Here is a 14,480-nt window from a genome sequence, read left to right as displayed (position 1 = left end):
GCCGGATGCACCCCAGAACACCAACTGTCGCACGACTGCGACAGTTCGGCCGAGCCATGCGACAAACTTCATATTTCAGAAGCATTGCAGAACCTCGTGATTTCCGACAGATTGCTCTTGCGTTCCGTGGGAGGAGCCGATGCACGAACACTCCGCACATGCGGGTCATGTCTATACATGCGCGCAGCAGAAATCAGCGGCGGCAAGTTCACCAATTGTGGCCTCATGGCGGCGTTGCATGACCATGCATCAGCTGACGCCGGAGGATGTGCGCACACCTTTGCGGCTCACCGATCACGAGTTTCGGCAGTCACGCGAACAATCGGAACAACTGATCAAGGATGCTGCAGACGAGCTCGACCGGCTTTTTATGACAGTCGGCAAGGCGGGCTGCTGCTTGCTGCTCACGGACCGCAACGGCATTGCGCTGGAACGGCGGGGCAACGCCGGCGACGACAAGGAGTTTTACGATCTCGGCCTCTGGACCGGATCGATTTGGACGGAGGCAAGCATTGGAACGAATGGCATCGGAACTGCGCTGGCCGACGAGCGCGCCGTTGCGATCTTCCGTGACCAGCATTTCTTCTGCTCGAATATCCGGCTCAGCTGTACGACCGCGCCGATCCGCGATCATCGCGGCCAGCTCGCGGCCGCACTCGACATTTCCACCTGCCGCGACGATGTCAACGAGATGACCCTGTCGATCCTCTCGCAGACCGTGCGCGACGCAGCCCTTCGCATCGAGCTCAATATCTTCCGGAGCGCCTTTACCGGCGCACGTTTCCTGATGGTCCCCTCAGGCGCGAATTCGGCGGCCGCCTTGCTTGCCGTGGACAAGCACGACCTCGTGCTCGGAGCTACTCGCGCGGCGCGGCTGGCGCTGAAGCTCGACGACCGGCAGATTGCGGCGGGCGTTCCCGCAGCCGATGCGCTTCATGAAAGCTGTGCCGCAAACGGCGACGCTCTTCTGGAAGCAGAGCGTGCGGCGCTTTTGCGCGCCCTCACCCGGACCAACGGCAACGTTTCGCGGGCTGCGATGGATCTTGGCATGAGCCGGGCGACCCTCCATCGCAAGATGAGGAAGCTCAATCTCCACTGAACGTCTCTTGTTCTTTCCGAAGTGCGATTATCATGTCGCAAAGCTGCGACACTGTGCACTGCAACAATACCCCGCCAGTCTGGTTCGTTCGGCAAAAGACGCGCAGATTTCCTCCACTGGTTCACTCCTGAACCTGGCTCATCTAGGGAGGATGACATGCTGCATCAGAAGATCGTCGAATCGCCGTTCAAGTTGAAATACGGCAATTTCATCGGGGGCGAGTGGCGCGAGCCGATCGAAGGAAAATATTTCGACAACATCACGCCGGTGACAGGCGGAAAGCTTTGCGAAATTGCGCGTTCCGACGAAAAGGACGTCAACGCGGCGCTCGATGCAGCCCATGCCGTGAAGGACAAATGGGCGAAGACTTCCCCTGCCGAACGCTCGAACATCCTGATGAAGGTCGCTGAGCGCATGGAGGACAAGCTGGAATTGCTCGCCCAGGCCGAGACGTGGGACAACGGCAAACCGATCCGTGAGACGATGGCGGCCGACATTCCGCTGGCCATCGACCACTTCCGTTATTTTGCTGCCTGTATACGTGCACAGGAAGGCTCTATCGGCGAAATCGACCACGACACCGTCGCCTATCACTTCCACGAGCCGCTTGGCGTCGTCGGCCAGATCATTCCTTGGAACTTCCCGATCCTGATGGCAGCCTGGAAGCTTGCTCCGGCGCTTGCTGCCGGCAATTGCGTGGTTCTCAAGCCGGCCGAACAGACACCGGCGTCGATTCTCGTGTGGGCCGAACTCGTCGGCGATCTGCTGCCGCCAGGCGTCCTCAATATCGTCAACGGTTTCGGCCTGGAAGCGGGCAAGCCGCTTGCGATCAGCCCGCGCATCGCCAAGATCGCCTTCACGGGCGAGACTTCGACCGGCCGACTGATCATGCAATATGCCAGTCAGAACCTCATTCCCGTTACCCTCGAACTCGGCGGCAAGTCGCCAAATATCTTCTTTGCCGACGTCATGGCCGAAGACGACGATTTCCTTGACAAGGCGTTGGAAGGCTTTGCGATGTTTGCGCTGAACCAGGGCGAAGTCTGCACCTGCCCCAGCCGCGCCCTGGTTGAGGAATCGATTTATGACCGCTTCATGGAAAAGGCCGTCAGGCGCGTCGAAGCCATCAAGCAGGGCAACCCGCTCGACAGCGCGACGATGATCGGCGCGCAGGCATCGAATGAACAGTTGGAGAAGATCCTCGCCTATCTCGACATCGGCAAGCAGGAAGGCGCCGAAGTCCTGACTGGGGGCGCGCGCAACGATCTCGGCGGCGAACTTGCCAACGGCTATTACGTCAAGCCGACGATCTTCAAGGGCCACAACAGGATGCGCATCTTCCAGGAAGAAATTTTCGGCCCCGTGGTATCGGTCACGACCTTCAAGAACGAGAAGGAAGCGCTGGAGATCGCCAACGACACGCTTTACGGCCTGGGAGCAGGCGTTTGGACGCGTGACGGAAACCGCGCCTACCGCTTCGGCCGCGAAATCCAGGCGGGCCGCGTCTGGACGAATTGCTACCACGCCTATCCGGCGCATGCAGCATTCGGCGGCTACAAGCAGTCTGGTATCGGCCGCGAAACGCATAAGATGATGCTTGACCATTACCAGCAGACCAAGAACATGCTGGTGAGCTACAGCCCGAAGGCGCTCGGCTTTTTCTGAGGAACGGGTTGATCACAAATTGCTGCCTTCTCCCTATTCGGGGAGGAGGCTTTTCGGCATGAAGGAACCAGCATGGAACCGACCGTTTCCGGTGAACCGCGCGTGCTTGCAACGGATGCGGCGCTTGTTCTCATTAGCGAGATCCGCCGCGACCATCCCGATATCCTGTTTCACCAGTCCGGCGGCTGCTGCGATGGGTCGTCGCCGATGTGTTACCCGTCAAATGAATTCCGCGTCGGGGAGACAGATGTGAAACTGGGCGAGATCGGGGGCGTGCCTGTCTATATCAGCGCCCGCCAATTCGAGGTCTGGAAGCATACGCAACTGATCATCGATGTTGTGCCCGGCCGCGGCGGCATGTTTTCGCTCGACAACGGGCGCGAGAAGCGTTTTCTCACCCGCTCGCGCCTTCTCGGCGGCGAGACCTGCGCCATCCCGGATACCAAGCGCGCCAGGTGATCAGCGCATCAAGCGCTCCCGATGTCCCTAGCGTTTGAGAGCTCTAACGGCTGCGCATGTCGGCAAAGCTCATTTCTTCGGCGCCTCGAACAGTTCGATCGGATTTCCCGCAGGGTCCTCGAGAAGAATCTGCTTGCCGCCCATTCCTTGCACGATTTCGTTCCGGAACCGTGCGCCGGCTTGGCGCAGTGCTGCGACCTGCGCCTCTATATCTGCAACTTCGATCTGAATGCGATTCCAGCCGCCGGGCTCCGGCTTGCGCCCATCCGGCATAGCCTGTGGCGCTCCGCCTGGTCCGGTCATTGCGCTGACGAGAAGGCGAAACCCGTCCTTGGTGAGAATGGCAAAGCCTGGCGCAGGACGAAACGCGACAGAGAAGCCGAGATGCTGTTGGTAAAAAACGACTGCTGCGTCGACGTCGTCAACGATGTAACGCACGCTGATGCCTGACATGGAATTTTCCTCCGTTGTAGTTCTCGTTGCTTCACCCCCGATACTTTGGAAGATGCTAGCCCTTTGCCCAAGGGCCCTCAAATGGGATGGAGAAGCCCACCGCCTGCTGTCAGCAGCAAGACGACGATCCAGGGTGGCATTTTCCAGACGACAAGCAAGAGGAACCCTGCGAGTGCGAGTGCAAAATCCACGGGCGAAAATACAGCGTTCGTCCAGACCGGGCTGTAGAGCGCAGCACCAAGGATCCCGACGACGGCGGCGTTCGCGCCGCGCATGGCGGCCTGTGCCGCGGGCCGCAGCCGAAGCGCGTCCCAGAACGGCAGCATCCCGTAGACCAGCAGCAGGCCCGGCAAAAAGACGGCGACAAGGGCGATGACAGCCCCGGCGAGCCCGTTGGGTGCAGGCCCCATGACCGCGCCGAGATAGGCGGCGAAGGTAAAAAGCGGTCCGGGCACTGCCTGCGCCAAGCCATAGCCGGCGAGAAAGGCCTCGTTCGTCACCCAACCAGGCGTCACCACTTCCTCCTGAAGCAACGGCAGCACGACATGTCCCCCACCGAACACCAGTGAGCCCGAGCGATAGAAGGCGTCGAACAGCGCGACAGCCTCATGGCCGGTGAAACCTGCAACAAGTGGCGGAACCACGAGCAAGACCGCGAAGAGGATGAGCGCGATCGCTCCGCCCCGGCGCGAGACTGGGAAGCTGAGACGTCCGGCCTGCACAGGGACGTCCGCGCGGCAAAGCCAGAGCCCGGCGACAGAACCAAGTGCGATCGCGCCGGTCTGGCCGAACGTTCCCCCGATGAAGACAGTGATCGCAACGGCTGCCAGCGCAATGCCGGCGCGTTCACGGTCAGGCGTGAGAACCTTCGCCATACCCCAAATCGCCTGCGAGACAACGGCAACTGCTACCAGCTTCAGGCCGTGCAGGAAGCCTTCCGCTACGGGTCCGGTGAGAGCCGCGGCACCGAGCGCAAAAACAAGGAGGATGACAGCCGACGGTATGGTGAAAGCCAACCAGGCTGTGAGCCCGCCAAGCAAGCCGTTGCCGCGCAGGATGCCGAGCGAAAAGCCGACCTGGCTTGACGCCGGTCCCGGCAGAAACTGGCAAAGCGCCACGAGATCGGCATAGCCGGCCTCGTCGATCCATCTGCGCCGCACCACCAATTCGTCCCGGAAATAGCCGAGATGCGCGATCGGTCCGCCGAAGGAGGTCAGCCCGAGCTTCAGGAAGACGCGAAAGACTTCACCGGGATTGCCACGCGGGCGCTCGACTGCAAACTCAGGCAGTGCTGTCTGCGAGGATTTCACGAAATAGCTCCTTGGCTTTTTCCTTGGTCTTTTCGAGAGCGACAAGGCCGTAGGGTGTCGCGTTGTAGATCCGCCGGTGCGTGCGGCCTACGCGTTCGATACGGGAGGCCAGATAACCTTTCTTCTCCAGGGAGTGCAGCATGGGGTAGAGCGTCCCGGCGCTGACTTTGTAGCCATGCCGGGCCAGTTCCTCGATCATCCACAGGCCGTGCAGATCGCCCTCGGCGGCGTGATGGAGGACGTGGAGCCGGACAAAACCGGAAAGAAGATCCTGATATTCCATTCCTCGCCATCATAGACACTCGATATTCGATATCGAGAGCCGAAGGTAGTGGGAAAGCGTCAGGGCCGCAACCCCGCCTGCACGAAACCGGTCGACAAAAACCCTTCTTAGGAAAATACCGATGTCAGTGAGGCGACCTGCGCGACGACATCGAGAAAGTAGACGAACCTAAACTGCAAGCGATATTCGAAACCACAGCCGAAGTGCTCGGCGGCTTGAAAAGAGCCTTCTGCGACTACGATCGTCGCAGCCCGCAGCTGAGCTGCCCGCTTTCTCACCTCCCTGCCCGCAGATCCATGGTCTGCAGCTCTCCGCCTGTTCAAAAAAATGAATCCGGAACCATCGAGGCTGGCCGGTACAGGACGTACCGTGCCGGAGTGCAGAAGAATGGCTGCCCAGATGTCTTGAACAGGCGAGGCTTTTGACGGATCGCTACATTTTTATGTCGTGGATCGACTGTAGTCGCGTCATTGCGTGTACTAGATTCGGCGCAACAAAGTTCGAGGGTGCATGTGATGGCAGAATTTCCACAAAAAGCGAAAGTCGTAATTATTGGGTTGGGCGGCATTGTCGGCGCATCGATTGCGCATCACCTGATCGAACGTGGCTGGGACGATATCGTCGGCATCGACAAGTCGGGCATCCCGACCGACATCGGCTCGACGGCGCACGCCTCCGACTTCTGCTACACGACCAGCCATGACTATCTCTCGGTCTGGACGACGCAGTACTCAATCGATTTCTACGAGAAAATGGGCCACTACGCCCGCATCGGCGGCCTGGAAGTTGCACGCACCGGCGACGACACCTGGATGGAAGAGATCAAGCGCAAGCTGACCTCGGCGAAGGCCTTCGGTACCCGGGCATATTACGTCGGCCCGGCCGAGATCAAGGAAAAGTTCCCGCTGATCGAGGAGAGCATGGTTCAGGGAGGCCTGTTCGATCCCGATGCCGGCCTCGTCATTCCACGCTCGCAGACCGTCGCCGGCAAGTTGGTCGATGCTGGCGAAAAGGCCGGAAAACTCAAGGTTTTCGGCAATACGCCGGCCAAATCGCTGATCGTCGAGAATGGCCGCATCAAGGGCGTCGTCACTCATCGCGGCACGATCCTGGCCGATCATGTCGTCGTCTGTGCCGGGATCTGGGGTCGCCTGATCGCCGAAATGGTCGGCGAAGACCTTCCGGTCATGCCGGTCGACCATCCGCTGACTTTCTTCGGCCCCTACAACGAGTTCGAGGGCACGGGCAAGGAAATCGGCTTTCCGCTTTTGCGCGACCAGGGTAACTCCGCCTACATGCGCGATACCGGCGACCCGAAGACCACCGAAGGCGGCCAGATCGAATGGGGCTATTACGAAACGACTAATCCTCGCCTTTGCCATCCGCGCGACATTCTGGAGAAGCACGAAGCTCGCCTCTCGCCCTCGCAACGCGACCTCGAAATGGAGCAAATCATCGAGCCGCTGGAGCGCGCCATGGAGCTCACCCCGATCCTCGGTGAACTGGGATACAATGAAGGCCATTCCTTCAACGGCCTCCTGCAGGTCTCTGCAGCTGGCGGCCCGTCCTGCGGCGAAAGCCAGAAGGTTCGCGGCCTCTGGTACTGCGTCGCCATCTGGGTCAAGGACGGCCCCGGCTACGGTAAGCTGATGGCCGACTGGATGACGGACGGCCGCACAGAGATCGACCATGCCAGTATCGACTATGCGCGCTTCTACCCGCACCAGCTCGAGGAAAAATTCATCGAGGGCCGTACATTCGAGGCTGCCCAGAAGATCTACTTTCCCGCCATCCATCCGCGCGAGCCCTATGCCACCGGACGCAACGTCAAGCGCTCGCCTTTCTACGAGCGCGAGGTGGAGCTCGGCGGATACTTCATGGAACTTGGAGGCTGGGAACGCGCGCACGGCTACAAGGCGAACGAGCATCTGCTTGAAAAGTATGGCGACCGCGTTCCGGTTCGCGAAAACGAGTGGGACAACCGGCACTTCTGGCGCGTATCAAATGCTGAACATCTCGCCATGAGCGAGGATTGCGGAATCGTCAACCTCAGCCACTTCTACATGTTCGACGTTGAAGGTCCGGACCATGTCGAACTGATGGAATGGATCTGCGCGGCCAAGATCGGCGGTGATGCCAACGTCGGAAAGGGCATCTACACGCACTTCCTCGATGACGAAGGCATGGTGCGTGCCGACCTGACCGTGATCCGCATGGCCGACCGCTGCCGCGTCATCGACGGCGCCGATGCCGGCCCGCGCGATTTCCATTACGTGAAGCGCATCGCCGAGGACAAGGACTTCAACGTTACCGTCACCGAGGTGGCCGAGAAGTACATCACCATCGGTATCTGGGGTCCGAATGCGCGTGCAACGCTGAAAAAGGTCGTCGCCGATCCGGCCGGCCTTGATCCCGAAAACTTCGCCTTCGCGGCAATAAAACCGATCGAGATCGCCGGCAAGTCGGTCACTGCCTTCCGCATTTCCTATGTCGGTGAACAGGGCTGGGAACTGCACATGAAATACGAGGACGGCCTTTCTGTCTGGGATGCGCTGCGCTCGACCGGCGTCATGGCCTTCGGCGTGGAAACTTATGCCAATTCCCGCCGCATGGAAAAGAGCCTGCGCCTGCAGAACGCCGACCTACTTACGCAGTACAACCTCATCGAATCCGACCTCGCCCGTCCGAAGGTCAAGGAAGCCGACTTCCGCGGCAAGTCCAAGCACCTGGAATACAAGGCTCGCGAGCACCAGCCGGCCATGCTCTGCACGCTCGTGATGACCGACAATGTCGACAGGAGCGGTGTTGCCCGCTACCCGGTCGGCTCACTGCCGGTCATGGATCCGGCCACGGGCGAAACGCTGGTCGACGAACTCGGCCGCCGCTCCTATACGACGTCGATTGCCTATGGCCCGACCATCGGCAAGAATATCGCGCTGGCCTTTCTGCCCTGGTCCTATTGCCAGGTGGGCCGCGAGCTCGACGTCGATTACTTCGGCGAGACCTATCCCGTCGAAGTCGTCGCCGTCGGCTACAAGCCGCTCTACGATCCGGAAAACTCGAAGCCCCGGAGCTGACATCAAGAACAACGGGTTCAGCGAACCCGTTGCCTCGTCCCATAACGGGCGGAGGCGCTACGCCCGCACGCCAGCACAGCGCGTTCGCTGCGCAATATCACAAACAACGAGGCTGAGTAATCTCGCGCGCAAACCGGCGGAAATCGTCGGTACCAGCACCACAGACGCTATGATTGTCGGCCTCAAGGAGACGATCCACGCCCGCCGCCAGACAGAAACGCCGAGGAATACGGCGCATGCTATCATCCATACTTTCATAATTCATTCGATTGACTGATCTAAAAAAACGCCGTATAGTAACCCTCATGAACGAAACCGGCACCAAAACTGCCGAGGCATCCCGAAGCGAGATTACCCGCGAGAGGCTGCTTGCGGCGGCACTTGACGTATTTGGCCGATACGGCTTTGACGGCGCTAGTACGCGCAAGCTTGCCGATACGGCAGGCGTCAACCTGCAAGCCATCCCCTATTACTTCGGCAGCAAGGAAGGGCTTTATATCGCAACGGCCGAATACCTTTCGGGAATTGTCGCCGGACATGTCGCCGGCATCCGCCATCGCGTCGGCCGCCATCTTGCGGAAATCGATGAAACGAACACCCCGTTGAATGCGTCGCAGGCACGGCTCTTTCTGACGGAGATCGTCGAAACAATGGTGGTTCTTTTCGTCAGCAAGGAGTCGGAGGCCTGGGCCCGCTTCATCATCCGCGAGCAGCTGGAGCCGACGGCGGCTTTCGAAAGGGTCTATGCTGGCATCATGGGACCGATGATCAACATGGCACGGCGGCTGATCGGGGCGATTTTGAAAGATGACCCCGCCTCCGAGAACGTGCGTTTGCGTACCCTCTCCTTCGTGGGCAGCCTTCTGGTATTCCGGATGGCGAACGCCGCAGTGCTCGCGCAGATGGAATGGGATTCCATCGGCGAAGAGCAGATCGCAACGCTGCAGGCCCACGCGCGCAAGCTTGTCGCGCTGCTCGAACCGGCGAAAGGAGAAACAGAATGAACAAGATCATTCCGGCTGCGATCCTTCTCGCCGGCGCAGCCGCAGCCGGCTGGTGGTACGACGTGCCGTCGAGGATCGGCTGGGCGCCGCAAGGGGCAAAGGAATTCACACTCTACGGAAATGTCGATATCCGCCAAGTTTCGCTCGCTTTCCGGGTGAACGGCCGGCTCGAAGAGGCACGCGTCGACGAGGGCGATACCGTCAAGCGCGGTGTTATTCTGGCGCGGCTGGACAACGAACCTTACGATCATGCGGTCCGTTCGGCAGAGGCAACCGTCGCCGCGCTGCGTGCCACACTCGACAAGCTCAGGGCCGGTCCACGGCCCGCAGAGATCGCGCAGGCAAGCGCATCTTACAATGAAAGCCTTGCTGACCTGAAAAACGCCAATCTTGCTTACGACCGCGCCCGGCAGCTGCGGCCGCAAGGTACGGTTTCTCAAGCGGGTCTCGATCAGGCGACGGCTGCAAGAGCAATGGCTGCGGCACGTGCGGAATCCGCAAATCAGGCGCTGGTTTTGTTGAAGGAAGGCAGCCGCGCCGAAGACATCGCAGCTGCGGCAGCGCAGTTGAAAGCGGCCGAAGCAACCCTTGCAACGGCGCGGACATCGCTTGGCGATACGGAGCTTCGGGCACCCAACGACGGCATCATCCTGTCGCGGATCAAGGAGCCCGGTGCGATCGTATCGCCCGCCGATGCCGTCTATGTGTTATCGCTGACCGAGCCTGTATGGGTCCGCAGTTATGTCGCAGAAGTGGAACTCGGACGGATTCATCCGGGCATGAAGGTCAAGGTCACCTCCGATACCAAACCGGATCAGGCCTATGAGGGCAGGATCGGCTTCATTTCTCCGGTTGCGGAATTCACGCCAAAATCTGTCGAGACGCCGGAACTTCGCACCGACCTCGTCTATCGTCTGCGCGTCATCATCGAAAAACCCGGGTCGGATCTTCGCCAGGGCATGCCGGTGACGCTGCGCCTTCCATCATTGCAGGCAGCGAAAAAATGAGTGCCGCAGAAAGACCTCGCGATATCACCGAGCTCGTTCACCTGAAGGACGTGACGAAGCGGTTCGGCGAGGCGAAACCGGCGCTTGATGCAATTTCGGCCTCAATCCGCGGCGGCGAGATCACCGGGCTCGTCGGACCCGACGGAGCAGGCAAGACCACGCTTATCCGCCTGATGACCGGTCTCATGCTTCCGGAAGGAGGTACGGTCAAGGTGCTGGGCTTCGAAACGCGCGACGGATCGGCTGCCATCCAAGCTTCAATCGGCTACATGCCCCAGCGCTTCGGGCTTTATGAGGATTTGTCGGTCCAGGAAAATCTCGATCTCTACGCCGACCTTCGCGGGCTGCCAAAGAGCGAACGGGCAGCGACCTTCGATGAACTTCTGTCCTTCACGGACCTGAAACGCTTCACAGGCCGTCTTGCCGGAAAGCTCTCGGGCGGCATGAAGCAGAAGCTCGGCCTTGCTTGCGCACTTTTGAAGAAACCCCGCCTTTTGCTCCTTGATGAGCCCGGTGTGGGTGTCGATCCGATTTCCCGGCGCGACCTTTGGAAGATGGTCGAGAATTTGACAGCGGAAGGCATCGGTGTCGTCTGGTCGACGGCCTACCTCGATGAGGCCGAGGCCTGCGATCGGGTCCTGCTGATGAATGACGGCAAGCTGCTTTTCTCCGGTGAACCGAAGGATCTGACGGGCCAGGTCAAAGACCGTGTCTTTCGGTTGACCGGTGTTTCGGGTCGGCGCCGTCAGCTGCTTGCGAAGCTTCTCGACGAGGACGGCGTTATCGATGGTGTTATCCAGGGTGAAGCGATCCGGCTGGTTACCGCGACCGGCCACGATGGCATGTTTGCCGCAGCCAGTATCGCAAAAGTTAGCCCCACAGAACCGCGTTTCGAAGATGCTTTCGTCGATATGCTGGGCGGAGGGCCAGGTGGTCGGTCGAGGCTTGCGGAGGCGCAACAGCCTCTGACCGGCAAGGACGACAAGCCGGTGATCGTAGCGAAAGGTCTCACCAAACGCTTCGGCGACTTCACAGCAGCCGACGACATTACGTTCGATATTCCCCGCGGCCAGATATTCGGGCTGCTCGGACCGAACGGTGCGGGCAAATCAACGACTTTCAAGATGCTGTGCGGACTTTTGAAGCCGACGAGCGGCGAAGGCCGGGTGGCCGGCTTCGATCTGCGCCGCGATGCGGCACAGGCACGCAACCGCCTCGGCTACATGGCGCAGAAATTCTCGCTTTATGGCGATCTCAGCGTCGCGCAGAATCTCGATTTCTTTGCCGGCGTCTATGGACTGAGCGGCCAGCGCAAGCGCGAGCGCACGCAGCTGATGACATCGATCTTCGATCTTCAATCGCGTCTTGCGATGTCCGCAAAGGACCTGCCGCTCGGGCTGAAGCAGAGGCTGGCGCTTGCCTGCGCCGTCATGCATGAACCTGAGGCGCTCTTTCTCGACGAACCCACCTCGGGCGTCGATCCGATTACGCGGCGCGAATTCTGGACACATATCAACGGGCTCGTAGAAAAGGGCGTCACCGTCCTCGTCACCACGCATTTCATGGACGAGGCCGAATATTGCGACCGCATTTCGCTGATCTATCGGGGCCGTTCGATCGCACTTGGTACGCCAGATGAGCTGAAGGCGCGTTCCTCAAATGCCGACAACCCCGATCCGACGATGGAGGACGCGTTTATCGCGCTTGTTCAAGCCTCGCAGGAGAGGATTGCGGCATGACGCTCCCGCCCCCCGCACCAGTGTCCCGCTCCACCCGAACCCGCCGTTTTGCAGCATTGGTTCGCAAGGAAAGCCTTCAGGTCATTCGTGATCCGAGCAGCATTCTGATTGCATTTGTGCTGCCGCTGATCCTGCTGTTTCTATTTGGTTACGGCGTTTCGCTAGACACGACGCGGACGCGGGTCGGATTGGTCATCGAAGAACCAACACCGCTGACGAATGATCTTGCGGCAAGCTTCCAGGCATCCCGCTATTTTTCCGTGACCACCGGCCGCGACAGACGGCTCTTCGCAGAAGAGCTGGTACTTTCCCGCATCCGCGGCATCATTGTCATCCCGGCGGATTTCGCCCGGAATTATGCAGCAGGCAGTCGGCCCCAAGTCCAGGTGATCGTCGACGGTTCCGATCCCAACACCGCCAATTTCGTGCAGAACTATGTCCAGGGGGCCGTGGCAAACTGGCGGCTCCAGCAGCAGTCCGAGATTGCCGCAGGCGGGCCGCCGATTTCCGCGGAGCAACGCTTCTGGTTCAATCCGGAACTGACCAGCCGGTCATTTCTGGTGCCAGGCTCGATCGCAATCGTCATGACGCTGGTTGGAACGCTTTTGACATCGCTGGTCGTTGCCCGCGAATGGGAGCGGGGCACGATGGAAGCGATGATGGCAACGCCGGTGACGGCCGCCGAGTTGCTTGCCGGCAAGATACTCCCCTATTTCCTGCTCGGCCTGACATCGATGACGCTTTGCGTGCTGCTTGCCGTCTTTCTGTTTGGCGTTCCCTTTCGCGGTTCCGTCCTGGCGCTCTATGCCCTGTCCGCCGTTTTCCTCATGCCGGCGCTCGGGCAAGGCCTGCTGATTTCGGCTGCCACCAAGAACCAGTTCCTTGCCTCGCAGCTGGCGCTGATCACCGCCTTCCTTCCCGCTTTCCTGCTGTCCGGTTTTCTCTTCGAGATCAATTCGATGCCGACCGTGATCCAATGGATCACATTCATCGTGCCGGCGCGTTATCTGATCCCCAGCCTGCAAACCGTGTTCCTGGCCGGCGATATCTGGCCGATGTTCCTCCATGCAATCCTCGTGATGTTTCTGATCGGCTCTGTCTTTTTCCTGCTTGCTGCACGCAGCACCAGAAAGAGGATTGCGTAAGATGTGGTGGACGCGTCTGAAAGCGCTTATTGTCAAAGAACTGCTGGCCGTACTCCGCGATCCGAGGGGCCGTACCATCCTGATCGGTCCGCCGATCGTGCAGCTCCTGGTCTTTTCCTATGCAGCGACGCTCGAGGTTCGAAATGTCGATGTGATGCTACTCAGCCGCGACAGCGGCTATTGGGGCCAAGAACTCGTGCGGCGCATCGAGGGTTCGCCGACATTCCGCAAGGTGATCGTCGCCGGCACGACAGCCAGCGTGCGGGATGCTATCGATCGCCAGACGGTAACAGCTGCAATCGAAATAGGCGCCGATTTCTCACGCAGGATCGAGGCGGGAGAGCCGGCCGATCTGCAGGTCATTCTTGACGGCCGGCGCTCCAATGCATCGCAGATCGTTTCGGGATACATCACGCAGATTGTCGCGACATTATCCGCTGAGACGCCTGCGGGTGTCCGAGGAGCTGTTCATTCCGTCACGACAGTGCCGCGCAACTGGTTCAATCCCAACCTGATCTTCCAATGGTTCATGGTGCCGAACCTGATCGCCAGCATCGCGCTGCTCATCGGGCTTATCGTCACCGCCCTTTCGATCGCTCGCGAACGCGAACTCGGCACCTTCGACCAGTTGATGGTCTCGCCGCTTCGCACGCATGAGATCCTGATCGGCAAGCTTGTCCCGCCGATGATAATCGGGCTCTTTCACATGACGGTCTATATCCTAGCGGCGATCTTCATCTTCGGCGTGCCTCTGCGCGGTTCGCTGCTGCTTCTTTACGGCAGTTCGCTCTTCTATCTCGCATCGGTCGCCGGCCTAGGGCTCTTCATCTCCGCCTTGTCGATGACGCAGCAGCAGGCAATTCTCGGCGCGTTCCTGTTCATGGTGCCGGCCATGCTTCTTTCCGGCTTCGCAACGCCGATCGAGAACATGCCCGACTGGCTTCAGCCGGTCACACTGATCAACCCGCTGCGCTACTTCCTGGTGATTGTAAAAGGCATCTTCCTCAAAGACATTCCCCTCGTGGAGGTGTGGCACCAGACATGGCCACTTTGCGTGATTGCTGCCGGAACCTTGAGCGCAGCCTCGTGGCTGTTTCGCAGAAGGCTCGAATGATCTGAAACGTCTCCTAGAGCCTGACATTGCCCCTGCGGCACTTCCCTTATCGCAGCTACGACACTTTCGGTCGGCGCAGGTGCCAAGGCATGTGCCCCGCCGCGATTTTGTCGCTTGCATTGTTT

At 59.9% G+C, this 14,480-nt stretch carries 12 protein-coding genes; 9 read left to right on the top strand and 3 right to left on the bottom strand.

All coding sequences use genetic code 11. The features are described 5' to 3' along the window. Window positions 1-139 precede the first annotated feature (139 nt). The 3 genes from A3C3_RS0127460 to A3C3_RS0127450 all read left to right on the top strand — a co-directional run bounded on the left by A3C3_RS0127460 (window position 140) and on the right by A3C3_RS0127450 (window position 3,223). On the top strand, window positions 140-1,099 hold the full coding sequence (locus A3C3_RS0127460) for a helix-turn-helix domain-containing protein (RefSeq protein ID WP_022717782.1): 960 nt from the start codon (window positions 140-142) through the stop codon (window positions 1,097-1,099). Window positions 1,100-1,255: 156 nt separating this feature from the next. Continuing rightward, window positions 1,256-2,764: an aldehyde dehydrogenase gene (gene adh / locus A3C3_RS0127455; RefSeq protein ID WP_022717781.1), complete on the top strand. Its 1,509-nt coding sequence runs from the start codon at window positions 1,256-1,258 to the stop codon at window positions 2,762-2,764. Between the two features lie 72 nt (window positions 2,765-2,836). Further along, window positions 2,837-3,223, top strand: coding sequence for a DUF779 domain-containing protein (locus A3C3_RS0127450; RefSeq protein ID WP_022717780.1), 387 nt, complete (start codon window positions 2,837-2,839; stop codon window positions 3,221-3,223). A 69-nt stretch (window positions 3,224-3,292) separates the two neighbouring features. On the opposite strand, the gene A3C3_RS0127445 is transcribed toward A3C3_RS0127450, so the two are convergent. The 3 genes from A3C3_RS0127445 to A3C3_RS0127435 all read right to left on the bottom strand — a co-directional run bounded on the left by A3C3_RS0127445 (window position 3,293) and on the right by A3C3_RS0127435 (window position 5,269). Then, entirely contained in the window at window positions 3,293-3,676 is a 384-nt protein-coding gene (locus A3C3_RS0127445) for a VOC family protein (RefSeq protein ID WP_022717779.1), read from the bottom strand. A gap of 77 nt (window positions 3,677-3,753) precedes the next feature. Then, on the bottom strand, window positions 3,754-4,986 hold the full coding sequence (gene chrA, locus A3C3_RS0127440) for a chromate efflux transporter (RefSeq protein ID WP_022717778.1): 1,233 nt from the start codon (window positions 4,984-4,986) through the stop codon (window positions 3,754-3,756). Beyond that, window positions 4,958-5,269, bottom strand: coding sequence for a PadR family transcriptional regulator (locus A3C3_RS0127435; RefSeq protein ID WP_022717777.1), 312 nt, complete (start codon window positions 5,267-5,269; stop codon window positions 4,958-4,960). Before A3C3_RS0127435 ends, chrA begins: the two co-directional genes overlap by 29 nt. A gap of 515 nt (window positions 5,270-5,784) precedes the next feature. Between A3C3_RS0127435 and A3C3_RS0127425 the strand changes: the two genes are divergently transcribed. From A3C3_RS0127425 to A3C3_RS0127395, 6 genes are all read left to right on the top strand, one after another. Continuing rightward, window positions 5,785-8,346 (top strand): GcvT family protein, encoded by a 2,562-nt coding sequence (locus A3C3_RS0127425; protein ID WP_022717775.1) that lies wholly within the window; start codon window positions 5,785-5,787, stop codon window positions 8,344-8,346. A gap of 305 nt (window positions 8,347-8,651) precedes the next feature. Next, window positions 8,652-9,350, top strand: coding sequence for a CerR family C-terminal domain-containing protein (locus A3C3_RS0127415; RefSeq protein WP_022717773.1), 699 nt, complete (start codon window positions 8,652-8,654; stop codon window positions 9,348-9,350). Continuing rightward, on the top strand, window positions 9,347-10,357 hold the full coding sequence (hlyD, locus tag A3C3_RS0127410) for a secretion protein HlyD (RefSeq protein ID WP_022717772.1): 1,011 nt from the start codon (window positions 9,347-9,349) through the stop codon (window positions 10,355-10,357). Before A3C3_RS0127415 ends, hlyD begins: the two co-directional genes overlap by 4 nt. Further along, entirely contained in the window at window positions 10,354-12,096 is a 1,743-nt protein-coding gene (locus A3C3_RS0127405) for an ATP-binding cassette domain-containing protein (RefSeq protein ID WP_022717771.1), read from the top strand. Before hlyD ends, A3C3_RS0127405 begins: the two co-directional genes overlap by 4 nt. Beyond that, window positions 12,093-13,241 carry an ABC transporter permease gene (locus A3C3_RS0127400; protein WP_022717770.1) on the top strand — a complete coding sequence of 383 codons (1,149 nt, stop codon included), beginning with the start codon at window positions 12,093-12,095 and terminating at the stop codon, window positions 13,239-13,241. The genes A3C3_RS0127405 and A3C3_RS0127400 overlap by 4 nt, the downstream gene beginning before the upstream one ends. 1 nt (window position 13,242) lies before the next feature. After that, the gene (locus A3C3_RS0127395; protein WP_022717769.1) at window positions 13,243-14,355 is read left to right on the top strand and encodes an ABC transporter permease; all 1,113 of its coding nucleotides are present in this window, start codon (window positions 13,243-13,245) and stop codon (window positions 14,353-14,355) included. The last annotated feature ends 125 nt before the right edge of the window (window positions 14,356-14,480 follow it).

This window comes from Rhizobium mongolense USDA 1844 (assembly GCF_000419765.1).
Lineage (GTDB): Bacteria > Pseudomonadota > Alphaproteobacteria > Rhizobiales > Rhizobiaceae > Rhizobium > Rhizobium mongolense.
Note: the sequence above shows the minus strand (reverse complement) of the source record. Positions and strands in the feature narration are given on the sequence as shown.

Bases quoted from the DNA above. Each gene is read 5' to 3' on its own strand.
- A3C3_RS0127460 (WP_022717782.1), top strand. From the start codon at position 140: ATGCACGAACACTCCGCACATGCGGGTCATGTCTATACATGCGCGCAG.
- adh (WP_022717781.1), top strand. From the start codon at position 1,256: ATGCTGCATCAGAAGATCGTCGAATCGCCGTTCAAGTTGAAATACGGC.
- A3C3_RS0127450 (WP_022717780.1), top strand. From the start codon at position 2,837: ATGGAACCGACCGTTTCCGGTGAACCGCGCGTGCTTGCAACGGATGCG.
- A3C3_RS0127445 (WP_022717779.1), bottom strand. From the start codon at position 3,676: ATGTCAGGCATCAGCGTGCGTTACATCGTTGACGACGTCGACGCAGCA.
- A3C3_RS0127435 (WP_022717777.1), bottom strand. From the start codon at position 5,269: ATGGAATATCAGGATCTTCTTTCCGGTTTTGTCCGGCTCCACGTCCTC.
- A3C3_RS0127425 (WP_022717775.1), top strand. From the start codon at position 5,785: ATGGCAGAATTTCCACAAAAAGCGAAAGTCGTAATTATTGGGTTGGGC.
- A3C3_RS0127415 (WP_022717773.1), top strand. From the start codon at position 8,652: ATGAACGAAACCGGCACCAAAACTGCCGAGGCATCCCGAAGCGAGATT.
- hlyD (WP_022717772.1), top strand. From the start codon at position 9,347: ATGAACAAGATCATTCCGGCTGCGATCCTTCTCGCCGGCGCAGCCGCA.
- A3C3_RS0127405 (WP_022717771.1), top strand. From the start codon at position 10,354: ATGAGTGCCGCAGAAAGACCTCGCGATATCACCGAGCTCGTTCACCTG.
- A3C3_RS0127400 (WP_022717770.1), top strand. From the start codon at position 12,093: ATGACGCTCCCGCCCCCCGCACCAGTGTCCCGCTCCACCCGAACCCGC.
- A3C3_RS0127395 (WP_022717769.1), top strand. From the start codon at position 13,243: ATGTGGTGGACGCGTCTGAAAGCGCTTATTGTCAAAGAACTGCTGGCC.